The organism is Paracoccus sp. JM45 (genome assembly GCF_003590715.1).
In the GTDB taxonomy this organism is placed as follows: Bacteria; Pseudomonadota; Alphaproteobacteria; order Rhodobacterales; family Rhodobacteraceae; genus Paracoccus.
This window is the reverse complement of sequence record NZ_QQVY01000006.1, coordinates 1-24,770: the sequence shown is the minus strand read 5'-3', so window position 1 is coordinate 24,770 and position 24,770 is coordinate 1. Positions and strand designations below refer to the sequence as shown.

Here is a 24,770-nt window from a genome sequence, read left to right as displayed (position 1 = left end):
CTCTTCCCGATCAGTGCTATACCTTTGTACTTCACCTTTGCGGACTGGTATGTAACATGCGCGACACTCGGGGCATTTTGTCAACGATTTGTTAACGCGGCAGGCAGGTTTTTCCCTGAAACTTTCAGCTACGGCAGAAATTGCCCGCCTTCTTAGGGAACCGGTGCCGAATCCTGATGTCCGATATCCCAGAAAATGCCCGCCATGATCTGCAAAGCCTCGCGGCAAAGCGGCTTCAGGGCGTGTTCATCCGGTGCGTGTTGCGAACATCCCCGATAGGAATGCGGCACCCATATCGTCGGCAAGCCCAGAATATCGGCAAAACAGTCATTGGGCAGCGATCCGGCCAGATTGGGCAGGATGTGGGGATCACGCCCCACCGTCGCACGGACAGAGGCTGCGACAAAACCCACCCAAGGATGGGTCGGGTCCAGACGTGTCGCCGCAAAGATGCTTCGGTCATGCGCTTCGATCATGACATCAGGAAAGCCTGCGCGATCCAGATGTGCGCGCAAGGCCGGCAGGATCGCATCGGGATCAGTGCCGACAACATAACGCAATTGGCAGGTCGCACGGGCATGGCCGGAAATGGCATTCACCGGCGCTTCCGGAACGCCCGATTTCATCGCAAGGATGGCAAAGCTGTTCCAGCCAAACGCACGTTCGGCGGGCGTCAACGCTTCCTCGCCCCAGTCGCGGTCGATCTGCGGGCCGTCCCCCCCGTCGATCGGCAAGTCTTTCAGCGCGGCACGGACATCGTCGGTCAGACTGTCGATGCGCCATTCCGGAACCAATATCTGCCCCCGCTTATCGGTAACAGAGGCAAGCGCATGCGATAGGATCATCGCGGGATCAGCCAGCAACCCGCCCCAATTGCCCGAATGATGCGCCCCGTCCCGCAGATTTACCACCAGATCGAAGGTTGCCCCGCCGCGCGACCCCATGAACAGCGTCGGCACATCGGGTTGCAATCTTGGCCCGTCCGAGGCGATCAGCACATCCGCAGCCAGTTCCTTCTTGTGATCGCGAAACACCTGCGCCAAACCGCCTGATCCGACCTCCTCGCTCATCTCGATGACGATCTTGATGTTGAACCCCAGACAGCCGTTTTCTGCCAGCACCGCCTCTAATGCGGCGATATTGATCAGATGCTGGCCCTTGTTGTCGGCTGTGCCGCGACCGTAAAGGCGGTCGCCCTCTACGGTCAGAACAAAGGGCTGCAATCCTTCCCGCCACTGGTCGTGCTGGGCGCGGATGACATCACCATGACCATAAGTCAGCACCGTGGTCAGATCGTCGCCTTCGTGTCGCGTGCCAAGCAGCAAGGGGCCGCCGCGCGGATCGGGGTTGTCGATGATCCGGCAGGTGAAACCCATTCCCGTCAGCCGCGGCAGCATCGCCAGATCCAGATAGTCACGCAGCTTCGGCGCTGATGCCGGTTCCTGACTTTCCGTTTCGAAGGCGACCAGATCGCCCAGTTCGGATTGAAACATGCCCTTGTCGAAATAGGTCTGAACGCGTTGCAGGGCGGCATTTCGGGTCATTGTATTTCCTTCACGCTATACGGCGGCAATGTCGCTGTGATGATTTATATCAACGGGGCATCACATGGCATGCGCGGATCGTCGCCATATCCGGTCGACCGTCCAGCGATATCTGCAACAACGGCAATTTCCCCCCGTGTGACGCAAATATAAAAGCGTATTAAATCATCAGCCTTATTGTTGACTGTAATACTAAAGAATAATAGGTCTGCCTTAGCCAGCATTCGCCAGCCTCATAAGTCACTGCAATCCCAAGCGGTTGCAAAATACCCGAGGCGATGATGCTAAATTGCGACCCCTGTGCCGACACTGATCCCGACTATATTGCCGATCTGGCCAGTCTGCGCGCCCTGCTGATCTGCACCAAACGAGAGTTGGGCCTGAACCTGTCGCGGATACCGGTTGCCGATGGCTGGATGCAGGTCGAACTGGACCAGGATATGCAGACCGGTTTGGGGCGTATTACGTCGCTGACGCTGCATGGCACCCAAGGGGCGGCGGACATCGACGCAGGTCAGGCCTTGGCCTTGATGCTGGAGTGGCTGTCGGTCGAACAGGGGGCGGCGGCGGATCTGCTGGTGTCGCGCATTCTGAACAGCCGTGACCGCATCGCCGATATGGTTCCCGCACGTCTGGCCGCACCGCAGACCGAACCCGATTTCCTGACCGCCGAACAGGCATTGATCTTCGGTCACTGGATGCACCCCTGCCCCAAAGCCCTGACGGGAATGAGCGATGCCGAAGAACGTGCCATAACCCCCGACTGGCATGGCCAGCTGCGCCTTCATGCGCTTTCGGTCCGCGCGGATCTGGTTGACGGCACCGACCCTGATGTCATTCGTGAACTGTCCGGTATGGATCTCGACGCAGGTCCGGGTCGTGTCATCCTGCCCGCGCATCCCTTGACATGGGACCGTGCAAAGCAACAGCCGCAGATTGCCGCGATGCTGGAAAACGGCGACATCCGCGATCTGGGGCCTGTGGGGGATGCGTGGTGGGCGACATCCTCGGTCCGGACGCTGTGGCAGCAAGACAGCCAATGGCAGGTCAAGGTATCCTTGCCCGTGACCATCACCAATTCGCAGCGCGTGAACAAGCGGCATGAATTGCTGGCAGGTGTTGCCATGTCGGCGCGGATCGGCAAGCTGATGTCGCGCTTTGGTCCACTGCGGCTGATCGGTGATCCGCATTGGCTGACCCTGCGCCTGTCCGGCCAGCGTGAATCGGGGCTGGAGGTGATCTTGCGCGACAATCCGTGGCAGGGCGGAAAGGTCATGCAAGTGGCGGGGCTGGTGGCCGAACCACTGCCGGGGCAGAAATCGCTTCTGGCGCAGGTGATGCAGGGTCATAAACCCGCTGCGTGGTTTGACGCCTATCTGGCCTGCGCAGTTGCGCCCCTGCTGCGGATGTATGACGCCACAGGCATCACCGTCGAGGCGCATCAGCAGAACGCCCTGCTGGATCTGTCCCACGGGTTGCCGCGCCGCTGCGATATCCGCGACAACCAGGGCTTCTATGTCGCCCACGATATGGCCGACGCCGAATTACGTGCCATTCCCCAGCTTGTCTATCCCCGCCCCGAGGCGGAAGACGCGCTGGCCTATACCCTGATCGTCAATCAGGTCTTTGGCGTCATCCACCGGATGGCGCTGGACGATCTGCTGCCCGAAGCTTGTGCATTGGACCAATTGGCCGCGCATCTTGGCAAGCTGGCCCATCTTCCCGGTCATGGCGGGACGCTGGCATTGCGTTGGCTGACGGAAGCCTCACTTCCAGCCAAAGGCAATATGCTGACCCAGCTTGGCGGCACCGACGAGTTGCTGATCCCCGGTGAACGTGCGCCGATGATCAGGGTACCCAATCCCCTGCCGCAGCATATCGCAGCCAAGGTCCTTGCCGATGTTGCCTGAAACCCGCGCCCTGCGCCAAACAATCGAGGCTTTGGCATTCGAAGGCATCCTGCATCCCGCCCCCAACGGCTGGACCATCGGCAATCTGACGATCCGCGCGCCCCATCGCGTGCAGATGACCGGTCGGGTGCGACTGCTGGCTGGTCCGCTGGACCATCAGGGAAACCCGCTGACGCTGGAGATGCTGGGCGGCGGTCTGCAAAATGCCGGCTATAATGCCGATACCCTGCTGCTGGCCGTAAGCCGCAGCGCGGGTTTTCTGCGCGCCGCCGGACCGGTTATGCCCGACCGCCTGTCCCTGCGCGGGCAGGCGTTAGAGGCGGCGCTGTCCGAAGGCCACCCCTATCACCCCGGCTTCAAAGCCCGCATCGGATTTTCCGACGCCGATAACGCCGCTTATTCCCCCGAGGGCGCGGCGCCTATCCGTCCCCTGTGGCTGGCAGTCGATAACGATCTGATCACCCGCACGGGCAGCGATGTCGCGGCGGGGTTTGCGCCAGCTGGCGCGATACCGGTCCATCCGTGGCAATGGAACCGCCTGCGTGACAATCCGGTGATCGCGGGCTGGATGGCGCAGGGCCGTATCCGATTGCTGGACCACAGCGGTCCCGCAATGCAGGCGACCGCATCCCTGCGGACACTGGCCCCCGCAACGGGTGATCATCTGAAGCTGGCGCTTGGGGTCGGGGTCACGTCATCTATCCGCAATCTGGTGCCGTGGTCGGTGGCGGTCGCCCCTGCGATATCGGAATGGCTGATGCAGGTGGTGGCCAGCGACCCGCAGCTGTCCGGCTTGACGATCCTGCCCGAACATAGCGCGGCCATCGTCGGGCGTGACGAACTGGGCGGGCAACTGGCCGTCATCCGCCGCATCGCCCCACCCGATGATGCGGTGCCACTGTCGATGCTGTCGCTGACCGAACCCGATGGCAGCCCCGTCATCGCCCCATGGCTGGCCCGCCACGGCACCCGTGCATGGGTGGCGCAACTGCTGTCGGTCCTGCGCCCCGTCTGGCATCTGATGACCCATCACGGCATTGCGCTGGAGGCGCATGGCCAGAACATGCTGATCCGGCATGAAAACGGCTGGCCCATCGGCCTGATCGCCCGCGATTTCAGCGAAAGTCTGGAATATGTCCACGACCGTCTGGCCCGCCCCGACCTGCTGCCCGACCTGACCGTGATTGAGCCTGCAATGGCCGATGCCCCCGATGGTGAATATCACCGCATGGGGTCGCCCACCGATTTGCGCGATCTGGTGATGGACTGCCTTGTGACGCATGTGCTGTCCGATCTGGCCAATCTGTTGCACCGGCGCGGGCTGCTACCGGAAACGGCATTCTGGGCAATGACCCGCGATGTGCTGTGCCCTGTGGCCGGCTTTGACACCGACCTGCCGACCTATCGCGCCGAAAGCCTTGCTGCGCGTCTGCTGGGCGTGACGGCCACCCACCCTGCCCCAAATCCGCTAAGGACACCCGAACCGATGCCCGACCTGTTCTGCCTTGATGACCGCATCGTGGACCCCAACGACGCGGCCCTGCCCGATTTGATGCAGGGCCGCGACCCTGAACACAGCCGCATCGCATTGCACCTGACCGACAAGGCGGTGTGCCTGTCACAAATCCTGCGGCTGCGGGATGCAGGGGCGTCCTGTTATCCGATCCATCCCGAAACCCCCGCCGAACAGGCGCTGGATCTGGCACGTCGGGCGGGCTGTGACGCGCTGGCTCATGACAGCGGCATTACCAATCTGGGCCAAACGGCCCCCCACACCCCCGGCGGCGTCCTGATCCAGATGAGCAGCGGCACCACCGGCACCCCCAAGATCATCGCCCGCAGCTGGGCCACCATCGCCACGGAAATCAACGCCTATATCCGCGCCTTCCCCGAGGCAGCCGAGATGACCCCCGTTATCGCCGCTCCCGTCACCCATTCCTATGGGTTGATCGCGGGCGTCATGGTGGGTCAGGCGCGCAGGCATCGCCCAGTTGTGCTGGACAGCGCCAACCCCAAGGCCGTGCTGCGCCACCTGAAGGCCATTGACCGGCCCCTGCTTTATGCAGCACCACCGTTGCTGCATATGCTGTCACGCTTTGCAGGGCCGGACGGGCTGCATGCGGTGATGTCATCGGGAACGGTGCTGCCACAGGCGTGGTTTGACGATATCCGCACAGCAAGCCGCCATATGTTCCAGCAATACGGCTGTTCCGAGGGCGGTTGTCTGGCGATTGCCGCCGCCCCCATCAGCCCACAGGATATGGGCGCGCCCCTGCCCCATATTCGCATTACGGCGGGTGGCGATACGCCCGATGCGGTGATGATCCACGGTGCGGGTAACGATATCGACACCGGTGATCTGGGCACCATCGACGCGCGCGGGCACCTGATCTATGCGGGCCGCGCCGCCGAGGTGATCGATGTTGCGGGCCTGAACGTCTATCCCGACCAGATCGAGGCCGTTGCGATGGCTATGCCCGATATGCAGGATGCCGTTGCCTTTGCCATCCCCGATGCTGTGTCCACCCAACGTCCCGCGCTGGCCTATGTCGGTCAGGTGACCGAACAGGCGCTGGACGCCTATCTGGCCGACGCCCTGTCGCCCCGCCAGCGTCCCGCATTATTGATCCGTATGGAGCGCCTGCCGCGCGGCGCGAATGGCAAGATTGCCCGCCGCGATCTGGCCGCATCACTGACAAAGGCCACAGCATGAACCAGCCTAATACCATCCCGAACCCCGACGCCGTGCTGCAGACGATCAAGTCGATCCTGTCTGGCCCGATGGCCAACCCGCGCATGGATGCCTTTGGCCCCGACGCACGACTGGGCCATGACCTTGGACTGGATTCCGTCGCGCTGATGACGCTAATGCTGCATCTGGACGAAGCGGGCATCGACATGGCCGAGGATACCTTCGACCGCGCCCCCACCATGACCGTACAGGCACTCGCGCAGGCTTTGGCAGGCGTCACCCCAGCCAATGACGAACCTTTGGACATCAAGGTCCATTGCGTCGTCAGTTGCCTGTGTCAGGCGCTGAAGGATAAGGGCGGTATCGATCACCGGCCTTTGTATATGGGGTTGTGGGACGGTCAGGTGATTGTCGACGACAAGATGCGCCTTTCCTATCACGCCGAAAACATCGACCACGGGTTCTATCTGGACTGGGCGCAGCGGTTGTTCGGGCTGGATGTCACCCGCTGGTATGATGATGCGGCCCCCAAGGCCGACAATCTTGCGCGGCTGCAAAGGCTGTTGGCCGACTGGCGACCCGGCCTCTATGTCATGCCGATGGTGGATATGTTCATGTTGCCATCGCGCGACAATAAATTCGCGCAAGATCCATTCCCGCATTACGCCCTGCTGCAACCGACCGCGGACGCCGCGACATGGCTGATGCGCGACCCTGATTTCCGGTGGGAGGGCGACGTCCCCGCCGCTGATCTGCGTGCGGCCTTTACGCGTGGTACCGTCGCGGGCGGCTTTGCGTTCGACAACGCCGATGCACATGCGGCCAGCGACGCAAATATTCAGGCGATGTATCAGGCAACATTCGACGCCGATGCCACACCGCTGATCGACGCCATCCGCCGGATTGTACAGGCGCACGCGACATTTTTGCCCCGCGCCGATCTGGAAAACGCCCTGCGCGAACTGCCAGTGATTGCGATCCGAAAATACGCCTATGAACATGCGCTGGCGATTTTTGGTGATATCGAGGGCGATGATTATGACACCTTCGAGGAATGCTGCGACCGGATCGCGGCACTGCATGGCGGGCTGAATGCGGTACATCTGCGCGCGGTTGCCTATGGTCGCAACGGCGATGCCGGTGATCTGGCACGCGTGATGCAGGAACTGGACCGTCTGACCGAACTGGAGCGTGGCATCAAGGCGACACTGGCCGAATGGCATGCCCGCTGGTGGGGGGGCCGCGCATGAGCATCCACGCCTGTTCCGTCGCATTCCGCCACAGCAGTCCCACAGCAGCGGGACTGGCCGCCTATACCCGCCAGCACGGCTTTGACGGGATCGAGATCTGGGCACCCCACGCCCGCGAAATGGCTGATGACTGGGACGCACTGCCCGAACGCCCCGATGTGGCGATGCTGTCGGGATATCTGCCGCTTGGGACATCCGGTTTCGATCTGGTTGAGGCGCAAGGTCTGGTGGATCTGACAAGCCGCTGGCAAGCCCCGAAACTGCGCTTGTTCGCGGGCCAGATGGGCTGGGATCAGGCAAGCGCGGTTGATCGTGCGGCTATTATACGCGACCTGCGTCTGGTCGCCGGTATGGCGCAGGATCAGGGACTGCAGATCGCCATCGAAACCCATCCCGGTACGCTGGCCGACAGTCTGACCGCAACCTGCGATCTGATGCAGATGCTGGACCATCCGGCCATCGGCCTGAACTTCGATGTCCTGCACGTCTGGGAAGGCGGCACCGATCCTGTAGCCGCATTGGACAGGTTGGCACCCTATCTGTGCCATGTGCATCTTAAAAACGTGACCACGCGGGACAGGTTGACCGTCTTTGCGCCCGGAAATGTCCATGATGCCGATGGCGACCGCACAGGCATGTGCCGCTTGTTTGACGGCGTTCTGGATTATGACCGTATCCTGCCTGCCCTGCCGCAGCGCTTGGATATGTCGCTGGAATGGTTCGGTCCCGATCCGGCGCAGGTGATGGCCGGTGATCTTGCGGTGATCCGACAAACCGCCAACCGCAAAGCCGCATAGGAAAAAGGCCCGACGGAATGTCGGGCCTTTCGCTTTTCAGAAGCTGCGTTCAGAAGCTGACAGACAGCGACAGACCGATGCTGCGTCCGGCCTCTTTCTGGCCATAGACTTCGGCGTAATCACCACCATAGCTGGCGCGATCGATGTAATCGCGATCAAACAGGTTGTTGACCTCGGCGCGGACGGTCACGTTGTCATATTGTGCGGGTTCGTATTCCGCAAAGACATCGACGACGGTATAGCTGGGCCAGTCGCTGGTCGCATCTGAACCGGTGGCTTCTTCGTCCAGCGTGTGCTGGATGACGCCGCCCAGTTCCAGACCCGACATCACCTCGTGACGTGCTTCCAGCGTCAGGATACGACCGGGGATCGTGCCCAGATCCAGCAATTCATAGGTGGTGGCAGCGCCGCCATCGACCTCGACGTCGGTATCGCTGTAACGCAGCGTGGCATAGCCGCCCTGCCAGTCCTGACGCGCCGACAAACGGAAACCTTCGCTGTCCACGTCATGGGTGACCAGTTTCTTGCGGGTGTTGTTCAGACGGGTGCGGAACAATTCACCGCCAAGGGTCGTGTTGCCCGTGGTCCATTCGACGCCCAGAATGGTGTTATGTGCCCGCGAATGGGTCAGGTCGTCATAGGCGTCATCGGCCTCATAGGCGTCATAAAGGTCATAGACAGCAGCCAGAGGCGTGCCGCCGAAGACCGTCGAATAGCCCGCGTCGAATTTCAACGCATCGGTTGCATGCCACGTCACCGAGGCATTGGCGCTTGCACCTTCGGTATCGACCGACTGGCCACCGGCACCGGTGAAGCGGCTGACATCATAACGCACACCGGCGCCGTAATCGAAACGGTCATAGGTACCGCGTGCTTGGGCGTATGCGCCCGTGTTGGTCACATCTTCGCGGTAATAGCCATAGGCGTCGTTATAGATGCCTTCATAGATGGCCTTGCTGCGGCTGTGTTCGACACCGGCAGTGACATCCATCATTCCCAAGGCAAAGTGGTTCTGGGCCTTGATGGTAAAGGTATCGGCGTCACCCTCGTTATAGTTCGAGGAATAGCTGCCGTCATCGTTCAGGTCATAGGTGTCCAGATCGCTGTTGGACTGGGTCACGATGAATTCCGGGTCAAACAAACCGTCGGCGGTCAGACGGCGCAGGTTCAGGGTCTGGGTCGTCTGTTTCAACGAATAACGGCGTGCCTCGTTCGTGCGGCCTTCGACACCGCCAAGGTTGGCGCGATAGGGGCGAAGGGCATCATCGACGACCTGCGTCAAACCGAATTCGGCACGCCAGTCGCCCATTTCGGCGCCCAGCTTCAGCGCATAGCTGTCCAGATCGGCACCCGAATAATCGACATCATCACCGGCGCCGTCTTCGTAATCATCGCCCGTGACGCGCTTGACGTAAAGCATCGCATCCACCGGACCCTGACGGCCATAAAGCGTCAATGCACCTTCCGCCGTGCTCCCGTTCGAGGCATAGCCCGTCGTGACCACGCCGCCGAAGGTCTGTCCGTCTTCCAGCAGATCCAGCGCGGATTTGGTTTCATAGGCGATGCTGCCTGCCAGCGCGCCAAAACCTGCATCCGCAGGTGCGACGCCTGCATCGACGGTCACTGCTTTCAGCAGGTTCGGGTCGATGATATTGGTGCCGGTATGGTGGAACATGCGGTTGTTCTGGGCCGCACCGTCAACTGTCACCGACAATTGCTGCTGGTCGATCCCGTTGACGAAAACACGTTCGGTGATCGCCATGCCGCCGCCGACAATGACGCTGGGTTCGGCGCGGAAAACATCTTTCAGGGTTCCGTTGCGCGCATCGCTGATCTGGTCCTCGGTCACGCCCACCTGACTGGTGGACAGCTGATCAGCGGTCAGCGTGATCGGCTCTAACACGATGGGTTGTGCGAATGCGAAAGCAGGGAAAACGGCAGTGCCAAGCAAAAGCGCTGCCAGACTGGTTCTGGACATGGGACGTCTCCATCGAGTGCAAAGATTGGCTTGCGATGGCGACGATCCGCTGTCCGCTGGCTGGAAAGCGTTTTAGTCGGATTTATTCCTGCAAGTAAGTGCATATGTCACGCAAATGCGAGGTGTTGCACATTCGCATGCCTTCACCAAGGTTCGGGCGCTTTGCCGCGTCAGCCGGTTCTGACGCGGCAACAGGGGTTATTCGTCTTTCGTTGCCTCTGTCACGGCCAGATCGGCCAGCTGCATCACGGCGTCGCGTGATGAGGCGACTGCGATAAAGCGGGCGTTGTGACAAAAAATTGCACCCTTAACGCCCGAGGCGGCTTCCAGCGCCTCATCTGTCAGACCGGCCCATGCGGCAGGCAGATCGGCGCGCAGCTCGAACCCGTCATCGGCCAAACGGATGCCAGTCAGCGTCCATTCGGTGCCGCGCGGGGTGGCCACAAACAACAGATGGTCGGCACCCGCCTTCAGCACGGCAGACCGGAAAGGCATCCCGCGCGGCAGCTCCAGCACTTTGCCATCACCGGCTTTTTCGATCGCCTCCATTACTTGCGATTCAGCGCGCAGCTTGGATGATTTGCGCAGGATACGCGCCTCGGCAAAGGCGCGGGCGATGTGCAGCGCGGCGTGGAAAGCCTTGTCATCGGCGTCGGGATCATCATTGTCGAAAACCGGCTTCAGGCCTTCCAGCAATGATGGCAGGGTCATATCCGACAGCAACGGCCCTGCGGTCGAGGGACTTAGCTTACCGTTATCGACCAGATCGATCGGCAGAACAAAACCACGGTCGAAAGAGCCGTGGACCTCGGCCAGATCATGTTCGGGGATATCCATATCGCGCAGGTAATCCATGCCGAAATGCTTCCAGATCAACCCGAAAGAGCTGTAGGGCTGGCCATCTTCGCGCAAGGGGGCGTCGGGCTGGTGGTGGTCGAAGATGTTCTTATCGGCATCATAATCGCGGCCCACGTCATAGATCACGCGCCCTTCGGCGGGGGTGGTCAGATCGCGGTCGCGGGTGCGGATCAGCGTTGAATCGGGGAACAGGCGGGTCAGGATGACGCTGGACATCAGTTCATCTGCGTGGAACGCGCCGGAGTGGGTCACAAGTTGGGTAACGGACATGGACGGGGTCTTTCGAATAAGGACCGCCGCCCGAACCCAAGGCTCCTGACGGCGTTTGACGGGCTGTTTGCCCTAAAATCTTGCCAAGCTCAATCAGGCAGGCTGATAGCCCCCTGATGCGGTGATCAGATGGCGGGTGTATTCCTGTTCGCCCGCACCGCTGCGCAGGGCATCGACCGACATCACCTCGACAATGCGACCGTGCTGCATGACCGCCAGCCGGTCGCACATATGCCCCACCACCGACAGATCGTGGCTGACCATCACATAGGTCAACCCGTGTTCACCCCGCAGATCGGCCAGCAGGTTCAGGATTTCGGCCTGAACGCTGACATCCAGCGCACTGGTCGGTTCATCCAGCAGCAACAGACGCGGTTCAGCCGCCAGCGCCCGCGCAATGGCCACGCGCTGACGCTGACCACCCGATAGTTGGTGCGGATAGCGGAAACGGAACCCTTTGCCCAAACCGACATCGTCCAGCAGCTTGGTGATGCGGCTGTCGATGTTGTCCATGCCTTGCAGGCGTAAGGTTTCGGCCAGAACCGCATCGACGGAATGGCGCGGGTGCAGGCTGGCATAAGGGTCTTGAAACACCATCTGCACGGTCTTGAAGAACGCACGGTCGCGGCGGTCGGTTTTCAACGCCTTGCCGTCAACGGTAATATCCCCCGACCATGTCGGGATCAGCCCCGCAATCGCGCGCAGGATGGTGGACTTCCCCGAACCGGATTCCCCGACCAGACCAAAGCTTTCGCCCGCAGTCACGTTGAATTCGACGTTTTTGACCGCATTGACGCGGTCAGGCACAAGCCCGAACCAGACGTTCAGATTTTTGACGTTCAGCATGGCTTACAACCCTCCGGGCAGGTCGGTGTCAGCATGGGGCATCAGTGTTTCCCCGTCGCGCCAGCTGTCCTGACGTTGCAGAACCGGCAGGCGTTCCATTGGCGCCTCCAGTCGCGGCAGGCTGGACAGCAGACCGCGGGTATAGGGGTGCTGCGCGTTATGCAGGTCCTTGGCCGCCAGCGTTTCGACGATACGACCCGCATACATGATCAGCACGCGGTCGCAGAATCGCGCCACAAGGTTCAGGTCGTGGCTGACAAAGATCAACCCCATCCCGCGATCACGCACCAGACGGTCCATGATGTTCAACACCTCGGTCCGGACGGACACATCCAAGGCGCTGGTCGGTTCGTCGGCGATCAGGATGCGCGGATCGGGGGCCAGCATCATGGCGATCATGATGCGCTGGCCCATGCCGCCCGAAACCTCGTGCGGATAGGCGTTCATCACGCGTTCAGGGTCGCGGATCTGGACAGCCTGCAGCATCTCCAGCGCCTTTTGACGGGCGGCGGCACGCGGGGCCTTGGCGTGCAGGCGATACGCCTCGATGATTTGCTGGCCGACGGTCATCACGGGGTTCAGGCTGAACTTGGGGTCCTGCATGACCATACTGATGCGCCCGCCACGGATTTTCCGCATCTGGCGGTCGGAGAGGTTCAGGATGGATTCCCCCTCCAGCGTCATCGATGTGGCGGCGACCTGCCCCGGTGGCCGGACCAACCCCAGAATGGCGCGGCCCGTCATCGATTTGCCGCTGCCGGATTCGCCGACCACGCCCAGACGTTCGCGGCCCAGATCAAAGCTGACCCCGCGCACGGCCTGAAAGCTGCCCTGACGGGTCGGAAAGGTCACGCGCAGATCGCGCACGGAAAGAAGCGGAGCGTCGGTCATGACTTGTCTCCTTTCGGGTCAAGGACGTCACGCAGCCCGTCGCCCAGCAGGTTGAACGCGATCGAGACGGTAAAGATCGCCAGACCCGGCATGGCGGCGACCCACCAGAAGTCCAGAATATAGGTTCGACCATCCGAAATCATCGCCCCCCATTCCGGCATCGGTGGCTGTGCGCCAAGGCCAAGGAAACCAAGACCCGCCGCCGACAGGATGATCCCTGCCATATCCAGCGCCACCCGCACGATCAGCGAACTGACGCAAAGCGGCCAGATATGACCGATCAGCAGCCGCAGCCGCCCCGCGCCCTGCAAACGGGCAGCGGCGATGAAATCGGCGTGGCGGATGGTCAGCGTTTCCGCCCGCGCAAGGCGCGCATAGGGCGGCCATGCGGTCAGTGCCAAGGCCAGAACCGCGTTGCCGATGCTGGGGCCAAGGGCGGCGACGAATGCCAGCGCAAGGATCAGCTTGGGGAAGGCCAGAAAGATGTCAGTGATCCGCATCAGCACCTGATCGACCCAGCCACCGGCAAAGCCTGCAACCGTGCCGATGAACAGCCCGATGATCGGCGCGATCAGCGCCACTGTGCCGACGATGAACAGCGTGATCCGCGACCCGTGGATCAGGCGGGACATGATATCGCGCCCCAAGCCATCGGTGCCCAACCAATGCGCGGCAGATGGCGGTTGCAAACGCGACCCCAGATCCTGCGCATAGGGGTTTTGCGGGGCGATCCATGGTGCAAAGATCGCCATGCCGATCAGCAGCACCAGAATGATCAGCCCGACCATCGCCAGTTTATTGGCGCGAAAGGTCAGCCAGCCTTGATAGATGGCCCCAAGGCGCGCCTGTCTGCGGGTCTGGGGGGCGTCGGACAGCAGCCAGTCGCGACGGGATAAGGTGTTGCTCATTTCGACCTCGGGTCAAGGACGCGGTACAGCAGGTCGCTGAATAGGTTCAGGACGACGAAACAGACGCCGACGACGACGGTGCCGCCAAGAACCGCGTTCATGTCGCCCGACAAAAGGCCGCGTGTGATGTATTGGCCAAGACCGGGCCAGCTGAAGATGATCTCGGTCAGGACGGAGCCTTCCAGAAGCGAGCCGAAGGACAGCGCGATGACCGTGGTCAGCGGAATAGCGATATTGCGGAAGGCGTGACGCCAGATGACCGCGTTTTCTGACATACCCTTGACGCGGGCGGTGATGACATATTCCGCCGACAGCTGTTCCAGCATGAAGCTGCGGGTCATGCGGCTGATATAGGCAAGGCTGTAATATCCCAGCAGGCTGGCCGGCAGGATGATGTGGCTGAAGGCATCGCGGAAAGATGCCCAGTCACGCGCCAGCAGGCTGTCCAGCAGGATCATGCCGGTGACGTTCGGCACCATCCCGTCATAGATGATCCCCTGACGGCCCGGTCCACCGACCCAGCCAAGAATGCCATAAAAGATCAGCAGGCCCATCAGGCCCAACCAGAAGATCGGCATGGAATAACCAACCAAGGCCACGACGCGGGCGACCTGATCGATAATCCCGCCCTTGCGTGCGGCAGCAATGACGCCAAGCGGCACACCGATAAAGATGCCGATCAGGGTGCCAAGGAAGGCCAGCTCGAACGTGGCGGGGAAAACGCGTTTGATATCGTCACTGACCATTTGACCTGTCGAGATGGAGCGTCCGAAATCGCCCGTCAGCACGTCGCCGATATAGCCGATGAACTGCACGATCAGCGGGCGGTCCAGCCCCATGGCGATATAGGCGGCGTCATATTGCGCTTGGGTCGCGCGGTCACCGACCACCTTCAGCACGGGGTCAATGGGCATCACGCGACCGATGATAAAGGTCACCAGCAACAGGCCCAGCAGGGTCAGGGCCAATGACAGAACCGTGCCCGCGATACTGCGGGCCCGCCGCCTGCGGATGGCGCTGCGATGCGAGGGGTCGGGACGGTTTGCGCCGGAGGAATCCCCCCCGGCGCCCGTGGTGTCGGTCATAGACAAAGCTTATTCGCCCTTCGTCACCTGACGGTAAATGACCGAGGTCACCGCGCCGCCGCTGAACCAGTTCTGGACGTTATCCTGCAAACCGGCCTGTTCGATCCGCTGGAACAGCGGGATGATAGGTGCCTCGGCCTGATATTGCGCCTGAATGTCCTTATACATCTGGGCGCGCTTTTCGGCGTCCTGTTCCAGCGTTGCGGCCACGGTCGCCTCGTTCATTTCCTCGGGAACGGCGTAAGCGTTGCGCCATGCCAGCAGACCGACGGCATTCGCCTCGTCGCTGTTGTCGGGGTTGAAGGCGAAGGTGGCGGCGTTGGTGTTGGGGTCGGAATAGTCGGGGCCCCATTCGCCGATAAAAATCGGCACTTCGCGCGCCCGATAGGCGTCCAGCACCTGCGCGCCGGTCATCTGTTCGATCTCCAGCGTCAGGCCGGCCTGCGCCATGGATGCCTGCAAGGTCTGCGCGACGTCGATATATTCGCGCAGATCGCGGACACGCGTGGTAATGGTGCCACCTTCGACGCCAGCGTCGGACAGTATCTGCTTGGCCTTTTCAACGTCATAGCTCCAAGGCTGGTCTTCCAGCACGCCCAGATAGCCAAGCGGCAGAAAGGCCTGATGGGTGGTGAACTGACCTTTCAGGAAGCTGCCGGTGATGCCTTCGTAATCGACCAGATATTTCATCGCCTCGATCACGGCGGGGTTGGACAGCAGTTCGTCCTTCTGGTTCAGACCCATATACATCATACGGCCACGCGGTTCGTCCTGAACCTTGACGCCATCAACCGATCCGACGCTGTCTACATCCGTCGGCGTCAGGTTGCGGGCCACGTCGATGTCGCCCTGTTCCAGCAGCAAGCGCTGTGCGCTGGATTCGGCGACGTTGCGCACGATCACGCGCTTCATTGCGGGCGCGCCCTGCCAGTAATCCTCGTTCGCGGTCAGTTGGACAGCTTCGTTGGGACGCCAAGTGGCAAGGGCATAGGCCCCCGACCCTGCTTCGTTCGTATTCAGCCAGCCATTGCCCATATCTCCGTCCTGTTCATTGGCAAGGACGGTTTCCTTATCGACAACACTGGCAATATTCGCGGTCAGGCAGTTCAGCACAAAGGACGGCGCATAGGCCTTATCCAGATTAAGGGTCAGGGTATTGCCGTCAAAGGTCACCATCTCATCGACATTATCGGCGGTAAAGCCGAACTGGGTCAGGATAAAGGCGGGGGTCTTGTCCAGCTTGACCGCGCGGCGCAGCGAAAATGCCGCGTCTTCCGCACGGACCGGATTGCCCGAATGGAAGGTCACGCCTTCGCGCAGCGTAAAGGTGATCGAGGTGCCGTCCTCGGACACTTCCCAGCTTTCGGCAAGGCTGGGTTTGAAGCCTGCTTCCATATCCAACGGGTCGAAATCGACCAAACGGTCATAGGTGTTGTTGTTCACGTCGTTGCCCGAAAACTCGAACGTCTGGGCGGGATCAAGGGTGATGATGTCGTCGATGGTATGCGCCACAACCAGCGTATCAGCAGGCGTTTCGGCATAGGCTGCCGTCGAAAACGCCAATGCGGAGGCCAGCAACGCGGCGCGTGTGGTCAATTGAAATGTCATGCTTTTCTTCCCTGAAGATGTCCGTCTGATCCCCGCTTGATGGGGGCTTCACGCCACGCAGGTTGACCCAAGGATAAGCACTTCGCAAGTGCGACCGGCCTTGCAGCCCAAAATAACGCCTAAAAAAGGTGCACTTGGATAAATATGCATGGTATGCACATCTAGCAACCCAAGGTTGTTAGTGGATATTTTAAAAACTATGCACAAATTGGGGAAATTAAATGGCTGGTATTTTCCATTCAATTACTTGCATGACTGTTACCGATATTACAGCATATCGTTAGTTACTGCTGATTTGACTTTTTAAAATGAAGTTAAACGTGTTGAAAGGCAGATAATATGGCTCTGACCATTGTTGATCCAAGCGCAACCGATATCGAATATACGTCTACGGTAAGCGTTAAGTTTTCGGGTGTTCATATCGGGGGCGGCATTTACTTCAGCGCCAACCATGATCCGAAATCCGGTGGTGGTTATACAGCAACCCCCCAAAAAAGTCTGGACGGTGAATCGGAAAGTCATCGCGCAAACGAATATGAATATACCTTACCCGACGATGGTTCACCTTGGAACGAATATCGTGACGATTTCGCCAGTGGAACAGACTATGTAAAAGCCGGTTTCGATATGAGCCTGCAAGCCGGCCATCGCCTAACGAGCACCGGCGAATTTTACGACGGGCCGGCAGCATCGCTGTTGATTGCAAACGATCCGGACGATCTGTCGGGCACCGTGACCATTACAGGATATCCTTCGGCTACCTACTCTGAAAACGGAGAGGCAGGTGTCTTGCACGAGACCACGGGCGAATTACTATCAAGCAGCTATACGGAACAAGATATTGATGGTGATATAGGCGGTTATTTCACGGTCTATGGTGCAACGGTCGTTGGGGGGATGAGTGGATCCGGCAATTATCTGGATTACGACGCTGACGGGGACGGAGTTGCGGAAACCTACCTGATCGGCACAACGTCCCGTACGGGGACGATTACATATTCCGACGGCACAGTTACAACTTATACCCAATCAGCATCTTTTTCGCCCCATTACGCGGATCTGGCTGAAACCATCGAAGGATTATCCGGAAATAACGCCCGTGACGCCGATGATTTCGCCCGCATGACAATGTTATCTGCCCAAAGCTTGGGGTCGACAAACACCACTGTTCAGGGCCAATTTTTCCACGAGGACATCTATGGTGGTGTTAACGCTGACACATTACTTGGCGCAGGCGGCAATGACTATCTTTACGGGGCAGCCAATGATGACAGCCTTGATGGTGGCACAGGCAATGACACGCTTGATGGGGGTTCAGGAAACAATACACTGACAGGCGGCGAAGGGACGGACCTGTTCAGAGTTAGCAGCGGGTCAAATACCTACATTACCGATTTTTCGAATAATGATGGCGATATCATTGATTTAAGCTCGTATTTCACTACTATGGATGAGATGATCTCCGCCTCCTCGGAACAGGACGACGGATCATTGCTGATTACTCTGCCAAGCGACTCGGCCAGCGGCAGCGTCACCATATACGATACAACAATTGCAGATCTGAACCGGCTGAATATCAATGTCGTTTGTTTCTGTGCAGGGACCACTATCCAGACTCCTACTGGCGCGCGATTGATCGAAACGCTTAAGGCCGGTGATCCCGTCACCATATATGACGGCAGCATCCGCATTTTGCGTGCCATAAATCGGCGGGTTCTTGGTTATAACGAATTATCCACCCGCCCCTATCTATGGCCCGTCAAGATTGCTGCTGGTGCATTGGGGAACGCGGTTCCTGCGGCAGATCTGCATGTCTCGCCCCAGCATCGAATTTTGTCGAACAGCCAGATTGCAACCCGCATGACAGGTACATCCACCCTGATTGCCGCAAAAGAGTTTCTGAATATAAAAGGCGTGTCACAGCCGCAACCGGATGGCCCGATTACATATATCCATCTGGTATTTGACCAGCACCAGATTATTTGCGCTGAAGGTTGTTGGTCGGAAAGTTTCTTTCCGGGAAAACAGGCAATGGCCGCACTGCCTGAAAAGATGAAACGGGAATATAACGAAATATTCGTTTCGGCAGAAAGTCGAATGGCGGCAACGAATATTCTGAAGGGGCATAAAGCGAAAAAACTGGTGATGCGGCATATTGGGAATGGAAAGCCGTTGCAGATGTCATATGATCAGAATTCTGCATATGCATAATGAAGATAGTGGAAACGCTGGTTATTTTTATGAAATGGACAGGCGGCAGAAAAGCACACCCATAACGTGCAACCCTGTTCGGTAGCCCATCTTGTCGAATAGCGCGCTTTGTCAGGTTTCGAACACCATCCGTTAAGCCGCGGATGGCAAATCCACCACCATGCCAAGCAACATTGACCAATTGCCCGTTCAGGAAGTAGCAGTCTGCATCACAGCAAGACATTCTTCGGGACTGGCGGGATATGCAGGATAATACGGCGGCTTTGACATGACCCGCATCCCCGAGGAACTGCGTATCGACTTTGTCGGCGGGGCGGTTGGCCATCGTTTGCGCTTTGGTGGTGGTCGCGGGCAGGCTTTGGCAAAAGCGATGGGACTGCGTGCGGGCAAGACACCGGCCATTGTCGATGCCACGGCGGGGCTGGGGCGGGATTCATTCCTGCTCGCCTCGCTTGGGGCGCAGGTCACAATGATCGAACGCTCGGCCAGAATGCATGCTTTGTTGACGGACGGCATGCAGCGCGCCTTCGATGAGGGGGGTGAGCTGCGCGATATTATCTCTCGTATGACGCTGCTGCATGGTGATGCCAAAGACCTGCTGCCCGAATTGGCAACCGAAGCGATCCTGATCGATCCGATGCACCCGCCGCGCAAAACCTCGGCCTTGGTTAAGCTTGAGCTGCGGCAGGTGCGCGACATTGTTGGCAGTGATGACGATGCAGCTGATCTGATGCGGGTCGCGTTGGAGTATGCGCAAAAGCGGGTGGTTCTGAAATGGCCTGCAAAAGCCGATCCGATACACGGGCTGCGCGCACCGTCACATCAAATCGGCGGGAAAACGACGCGCTATGATGTGTTCATGATCGCTTGACGTCCGCGCCCATGTTTTGGGCCAGATTCCCTGATCCACTGACGTGCTGCTATTGCCACGCCCTTGCCCGGCTGGCGGAGCGGATAAAAACACGTGGGTTGACGCGCGTCAGGGGATGGAACGCAGCGGGTTCCTGAGCTAAGGGGGTGCACTTGGACGGTTACCGTCGGCAAGGGCGGTCCGGACAGCAAGAGAATGGACAATATGACAGACACATCAAACGACTTTCGTCGCTCCATCGCGAAAATGGACGACGAACAGCTTCCCGTGCCCCGTCATCGCCTGCACGGCCCCCAGCATTTCCTTGGTCTTTATGCGGCAGAGCATGTCGCCGCGACCGAATTTGTCATCGGCGCGGCATTCGTGGCGCTTGGCGCAACGATGCATGACATCCTGATCGGCCTGCTGATCGGTAACGCCTTGGCGGTGCTCAGTTTCTGGCTGATCACGGCACCGGTCGCGGTGAAGACACGATTAAGCCTTTATACCTATCTTGAACAGAACATGGGCGAGCTGTTCTCGAGGTTATATAACGGTGCCAATGTATTAATTTTTGTTGTTATATCGGCTGCAATGATCACCGTATCGGCAACCGCGCTTAGCGTATTGTTCGACCTGCCGCCACAATTACATGCCTATCCGACCAGCCTGTCGTTTGTCGTTGTCGCGACATCGGCAAGTATCGTCGCACTGCTGGTCGCCTATTACGGGTTCAATATCCTGAGTGAGTTCGCATCGATCTGTGCACCATGGCTGATGGTCATGTTTACAGCAGGCGGGATGATCCTGATCCCTGCCCTAAGCGAATCGCTGAATGGCCAGACCACGCTGACAAGCTTTGCCGATTTTATCGACCTTGGCAGCGCCACCGTCTTTACCGGCATCAATGCCGCCGGAGAACCGGGCATCGGCATCTGGGAAGTCATCGGCTTTGCATGGGCTGCGAATACCTTTGCGCACTTTGGTCTGATCGACATGGCACTGTTCCGCTATGCCCGTAAGGCACGATATGGCATTTGCACCGCAACCGGCATGATGTTCGGCCATTATGTGGCATGGATTTCGGCGGCACTGATGGGGGCGGCGACAGCAGCCGTGATGAAAACCTCGATCGCGTTCGTGTCCCCAGGTGATGTCGCCTATCTTGCACTCGGCACTAGTGGATTTGTTATTGTAATCGTGGCCGGTTGGACTACGGCAAACTCCAACCTTTACCGTGCGGGTCTTGCCGCCCAAGCGGTCTTCCCCAATACTTCGCGGACCAAGGTGACGTTGATTGTTGGCGCAGCGGTCGTTGCAGGCAGCTGTTTCCCAATCATCTATCGCAGCTTCCTGCCGCTGGTGACCTATGCCGGTCTGCTGCTTGTGCCTGTCGGTGGCATTGTCTTCGCCGAACAGCAGCTGTTCCCTCGCCTTGGCATGAAGACCTATTGGCATAAGCTAAGCGGTTCGCGCCAGAACACGCCCGCGATTATCACATGGGCGGTGGCGTTGATCTTTGGCTTCGGGCTGAACCTGATCAATATTTTCCCGTTCTATTACCTATTCATTCCGACGTGGATCCTGTCGGTTGTGCTGTATACGCAGCTTGCCAAACGCGCAGGTGCCAATGGCAGCTGGCCCCGGGCCGAGGCCGAGCTGGCCGAATTCAACACCGCCGTGCAAGGCCACCATCGGGACCTTGCAGCGCGCGAGGTTCTTCAGCCGGTCAAAGATGATACTTTGGTCACCAAGATCATCCGTACTGTCTGGATCTTGATCGGTCTGATCCTGCCGATGGGACTTGCATGGCGGGTGCTGTTCAACAGCCCCGATACGGTGGCCTATCTGGCAAACCGCGAAATGTTCTATGATCTGACGATCTGGTGCACCCTTGTGTATTTCGTCTTTGCCTGGTGGGATCTGCAAAGGGCAAAGTCCTTCCAGCGTCTGGGCGATCTGATGAACGAACACGCGATCTGATCCATTTACTCGCAAAAAAAAAGCCGCCCGTCGAACATCGACGGGCGGCTTTTTTTTATATGATCAGCGGCGGCCCGTGATCCCCTCGATCGGTTGGGGTGGAACGGGCTGTGTGACCAGTTCGGGCCTGCGGCGTTCATAAAAAGCGTTCCCGCCAGTCACCAGCACATAGTGCATATTATTATAACCCGCCCGATATCCGGCTGTGTGGAAAAATTTCGCCTGCTGGACCATAGGATGGCGTTCCCCGCGCATGACCGAAACTGCCGCCTCTCTGATCAGCGGGGCGGATTTGGGATTCATTTTCTTGGTCATCACGCCGGGGGCAAACTGTCCTTTTTGCGAAACAACCCCGCAAACCGATCGCGGATAATCCCCAGAGGTCGCACGGTTCATCACCACGGTCCCCACCGCCACCATACCGTCGCGGCTGGAACGGTTGGATTCGAAATACATCACCCGCTCCATACACTCCAATTCACTAGGCCGCCCGAAACCGCCACAGGCCGAAAGAGCAGTTACAGCAGCAAGCGAAAGTACAACGGGCAGTTTGATATTCAGAAATCTCATTCGCGGCACTTCCTGCGGCTGGTTCAAAAGCGGTCCTTTGGAACCTAGCAGCATCCCCGCCCGCCCCTCAACGTCGAAACCGCTTCGCATTTGACAGACGGCCCGCCATCATGTGGTGGCCCGCCCGATGCCGATAGACAAATACCAAACGCCGATAGGACGCTGACAGACGCAGGTTTCTGCACCACAATAGGATAACCATCGCCCTGCACGGATCACGGACATCACATCCTATGGACCAGACCTTCATCGACCAGCTTGTCACCCTTGGTCAGTACCTGCTGGCACAGGGACAGATATTGGTCGCAAATCTTCTGCGGCCCTGGAATACCTATCAAGTTATCATTGCGTTGGTTTTGCTGGTCATGGCCCATATTTTACGGGCGGTTTTCGGCCCCCGCCTGCGCCAATGGATGCAATCACGCGAGGGGTGGCCGATGTGGCGCTTGCGCGTTCTGGTTCTGGCATACCGGCGCCTGCGATCTATATTCTTCGTTATTCTGGTCTGGATCACCGTCAGCATCATGCAGCAGGTGACATGGCCCAGTCGGTCCTATCTGCTGCTGTCCCTATGCAATCTGACGTTTGCATGGTTGATCATCGCCTTTGCAACGCGGTTGATCGCAAACCCCCTTTTACGCAGGGCCGTGCGATGGGCCGCATTGATCTGGGTGACATTGCGCCTGCTGGGGCTGACCGGCAACATGGCGCGGTTTCTGGACCAGCTGGCCATCGAGATGGGCGAGATCCGCATTTCGGCCCTGATGGCCCTGCATATGGTCACCACGCTTGTGGTCTTTTTCCTGATCGCGAAATTTCTGTCGCGCTGGCTATCAGCCCGCATCGCCGCCAGCGAGAACCTGTCGCCATCCATGAGGGTCCTTTCCGTCAAGCTGCTGCAGACCGCCCTCTTCATTCTGGCCTTCATTATCGGCCTGCGTGCAATCGGCGTTGATCTGACGGCTTTGGCATTCCTGTCCGGAGCGATTGGTCTGGGCATCGGTTTCGGTTTACAAAAGGTTGTTTCCAATCTGGTGTCAGGTGTCATCATCCTGATGGACAAATCCATCAAGCCGGGCGACGTCATCTCGATTGGGGAAACCTTTGGCTGGATCAACCATCTGGGGGCGCGCTATGCATCGATCTCGACGCGGGATGGCCGCGAATATCTAATCCCGAACGAGGATCTGATCACGGGACAGGTCGTTAACTGGTCGCATTCGGATGAATTCGTCCGGCTGGATATCCATTTCGGCACATCCTATGCGGATGATCCCCATCTGGTGCGCCGCATCGCCACCGAAGCCGCACTTACCGATGACCGCGTTCTAAGCACCCGCCCTCCGGTTTGCCACATAACCGGATTTGGCGATTCAAGCGTCGATTATGTGCTAAGGTTCTGGATCAAGGACCCGACCGGCGGACTAACTAACATACGCGGAAAAGTCTTTCTGGCGCTATGGGATACATTCAAAGTCCATAACGTCAGCATCCCTTTTCCGCAACGCGAAGTCCGTCTGCTGGATCGGCAATCAGGCCATCCAGCCTGATCCGGTGTTTTCAAATCCAACGGCGCATTTGATCCGGTTTAAGCACTTGCCGAGAGCGATCAGTGCCACTTCCAAAGCGGGGCTGCACTCAGATTGTTCGGCCCGAACTTCTACTCATCAACAACGGCATTATCAGGTAGTTTGGAAAACAAAACCCGGCTGCCACATCCGCGCAGCCATTAACTTCCCGGACCCCGACAGCCGAGAATGCAGACTGGTAAAGAACGCGCGGTTAAGCGTTCAAGTCTTATTAATAAAAACGGTATTTGGCGGAGACGAAGGGATTCGAACCCTCGAGACCCTTTCGGGCCTGCGCCCTTAGCAGGGGCGTGCCTTCGACCACTCGGCCACATCTCCGCTGATCCGTATATGGATGTCTTACAGAGGTGGCAAGGGCATTTTGCCAAGATATTTATTATTCTTTTTGTCGTAAAAATTTGCGGGTGGAGCAAAGAAGAATTTTCGACACCGTGACCGCAACATGCTGATTCAATAGCTCATTATAAATCGATCTGCCTACGTTCCGTATGCTGTACGACTGTTGCCGTTCTAGACCAACAACTAGGGCCCGTGGACATTCATCTTGAAGCAATCAGGGCTGCGGCGAGGTTCCAATTGGCGGTGTAGCTGCAATCGGTCTTGTCATAGCGTGTTGCTATACCTCGGAATTCCTTGATCTTTGCGAAGTAGTTTTCAACCATATGGCGCCACTTGTAAGCGTCTGCGTCGTAGTTACGCTGTTGCTTTCAGTTTGATTTCGGTGGGATCACGGCGCATGCCCCACGTGCATCCAGTTCTTCCAGGAGCCAGTTCGCGTCAAACGCTTTGTCTGCCAGAAGAGCCCCGAAGGGAACGTTACAGATCAGTGGCGCGACGCCTTTTGTGTCATGTGCCTGCCCGGGCAATAATAGGAAACGGATCAGATTGCCGAGCGCATCCACTAGCGCGACGATTTTAGTCGTCAGGCCG

General features: G+C 58.8%; 17 protein-coding genes, 1 tRNA gene and 1 pseudogene. 8 read left to right on the top strand and 11 right to left on the bottom strand.

All coding sequences use genetic code 11. From position 1 onward, the window contains the following. Window positions 1–152 precede the first annotated feature (152 nt). Window positions 153–1,544: a M20 family metallopeptidase gene (locus DWB67_RS10125; protein ID WP_119807432.1), complete on the bottom strand. Its 1,392-nt coding sequence runs from the start codon at window positions 1,542–1,544 to the stop codon at window positions 153–155. Between the two features lie 278 nt (window positions 1,545–1,822). On the opposite strand from DWB67_RS10125, the gene DWB67_RS10120 reads away from it, so the two are divergent. From DWB67_RS10120 to DWB67_RS10105, 4 genes are read left to right on the top strand one after another with little or no spacing between them, the layout of a single operon-like run. Continuing rightward, window positions 1,823–3,454 (top strand): IucA/IucC family siderophore biosynthesis protein, encoded by a 1,632-nt coding sequence (locus DWB67_RS10120; RefSeq protein ID WP_119807431.1) that lies wholly within the window; start codon window positions 1,823–1,825, stop codon window positions 3,452–3,454. Next, window positions 3,444–6,167 (top strand): IucA/IucC family protein, encoded by a 2,724-nt coding sequence (locus tag DWB67_RS10115; protein ID WP_119807430.1) that lies wholly within the window; start codon window positions 3,444–3,446, stop codon window positions 6,165–6,167. The genes DWB67_RS10120 and DWB67_RS10115 overlap by 11 nt, the downstream gene beginning before the upstream one ends. Further along, window positions 6,164–7,396, top strand: coding sequence for a DUF6005 family protein (locus tag DWB67_RS10110; protein ID WP_119807429.1), 1,233 nt, complete (start codon window positions 6,164–6,166; stop codon window positions 7,394–7,396). The genes DWB67_RS10115 and DWB67_RS10110 overlap by 4 nt, the downstream gene beginning before the upstream one ends. After that, entirely contained in the window at window positions 7,393–8,193 is an 801-nt protein-coding gene (locus DWB67_RS10105; protein WP_182911549.1) for a sugar phosphate isomerase/epimerase, read from the top strand. The genes DWB67_RS10110 and DWB67_RS10105 overlap by 4 nt, the downstream gene beginning before the upstream one ends. Window positions 8,194–8,242: 49 nt before the next feature. Here the strand turns inward: DWB67_RS10105 and DWB67_RS10100 are convergent, their stop codons facing one another. The 7 genes from DWB67_RS10100 to DWB67_RS10070 all read right to left on the bottom strand — a co-directional run bounded on the left by DWB67_RS10100 (window position 8,243) and on the right by DWB67_RS10070 (window position 16,637). Beyond that, window positions 8,243–10,171, bottom strand: coding sequence for a TonB-dependent receptor plug domain-containing protein (locus DWB67_RS10100; RefSeq protein WP_119807427.1), 1,929 nt, complete (start codon window positions 10,169–10,171; stop codon window positions 8,243–8,245). A gap of 198 nt (window positions 10,172–10,369) precedes the next feature. Beyond that, window positions 10,370–11,299: an MYG1 family protein gene (locus tag DWB67_RS10095; RefSeq protein WP_119807426.1), complete on the bottom strand. Its 930-nt coding sequence runs from the start codon at window positions 11,297–11,299 to the stop codon at window positions 10,370–10,372. Window positions 11,300–11,392: 93 nt separating this feature from the next. Next, window positions 11,393–12,145 carry an ABC transporter ATP-binding protein gene (locus tag DWB67_RS10090; RefSeq protein ID WP_119807425.1) on the bottom strand — a complete coding sequence of 251 codons (753 nt, stop codon included), beginning with the start codon at window positions 12,143–12,145 and terminating at the stop codon, window positions 11,393–11,395. A gap of 3 nt (window positions 12,146–12,148) precedes the next feature. Continuing rightward, the gene (locus tag DWB67_RS10085; protein ID WP_119807424.1) at window positions 12,149–13,036 is read right to left on the bottom strand and encodes an ABC transporter ATP-binding protein; all 888 of its coding nucleotides are present in this window, start codon (window positions 13,034–13,036) and stop codon (window positions 12,149–12,151) included. After that, window positions 13,033–13,944 (bottom strand): nickel transporter permease, encoded by a 912-nt coding sequence (nikC, locus tag DWB67_RS10080; RefSeq protein ID WP_119807423.1) that lies wholly within the window; start codon window positions 13,942–13,944, stop codon window positions 13,033–13,035. Before nikC ends, DWB67_RS10085 begins: the two co-directional genes overlap by 4 nt. Beyond that, window positions 13,941–15,029 (bottom strand): ABC transporter permease, encoded by a 1,089-nt coding sequence (locus DWB67_RS10075; RefSeq protein WP_119807422.1) that lies wholly within the window; start codon window positions 15,027–15,029, stop codon window positions 13,941–13,943. Before DWB67_RS10075 ends, nikC begins: the two co-directional genes overlap by 4 nt. 9 nt (window positions 15,030–15,038) lie before the next feature. Then, on the bottom strand, window positions 15,039–16,637 hold the full coding sequence (locus DWB67_RS10070) for an ABC transporter substrate-binding protein (protein ID WP_119807421.1): 1,599 nt from the start codon (window positions 16,635–16,637) through the stop codon (window positions 15,039–15,041). Window positions 16,638–16,976: 339 nt separating this feature from the next. Here DWB67_RS10070 and DWB67_RS18575 point away from each other — a divergent pair, with 339 nt between their 5' ends. The 3 genes from DWB67_RS18575 (at window position 16,977) to DWB67_RS10055 (ending at window position 21,681) form a co-directional block, all read left to right on the top strand. After that, complete coding sequence (locus tag DWB67_RS18575) at window positions 16,977–18,848, top strand: Hint domain-containing protein (protein WP_119807420.1); 1,872 nt, start codon at window positions 16,977–16,979, stop codon at window positions 18,846–18,848. Between the two features lie 268 nt (window positions 18,849–19,116). After that, the gene (locus DWB67_RS10060) at window positions 19,117–19,719 is read left to right on the top strand and encodes a class I SAM-dependent methyltransferase (protein ID WP_119807419.1); all 603 of its coding nucleotides are present in this window, start codon (window positions 19,117–19,119) and stop codon (window positions 19,717–19,719) included. 204 nt (window positions 19,720–19,923) lie between these two features. Beyond that, a complete protein-coding gene (locus DWB67_RS10055; protein ID WP_119807541.1) occupies window positions 19,924–21,681 on the top strand; it encodes a cytosine permease in 1,758 nt (585 codons plus the stop codon). Between the two features lie 63 nt (window positions 21,682–21,744). Here DWB67_RS10055 and DWB67_RS10050 read toward each other — a convergent pair whose 3' ends face one another. Further along, on the bottom strand, window positions 21,745–22,251 hold the full coding sequence (locus DWB67_RS10050) for a cell wall hydrolase (RefSeq protein ID WP_119807418.1): 507 nt from the start codon (window positions 22,249–22,251) through the stop codon (window positions 21,745–21,747). 233 nt (window positions 22,252–22,484) lie between these two features. On the opposite strand from DWB67_RS10050, the gene DWB67_RS10045 reads away from it, so the two are divergent. Then, on the top strand, window positions 22,485–23,801 hold the full coding sequence (locus DWB67_RS10045; protein WP_119807417.1) for a mechanosensitive ion channel family protein: 1,317 nt from the start codon (window positions 22,485–22,487) through the stop codon (window positions 23,799–23,801). Between the two features lie 267 nt (window positions 23,802–24,068). Here the strand turns inward: DWB67_RS10045 and DWB67_RS10040 are convergent. Together DWB67_RS10040 and DWB67_RS18310 are read right to left on the bottom strand one after the other, a co-directional pair. After that, window positions 24,069–24,158: transfer RNA gene (locus tag DWB67_RS10040), tRNA-Ser, on the bottom strand. A 221-nt stretch (window positions 24,159–24,379) separates the two neighbouring features. Continuing rightward, a pseudogene (locus DWB67_RS18310) lies at window positions 24,380–24,770 on the bottom strand (IS5 family transposase); the annotation flags it as partial.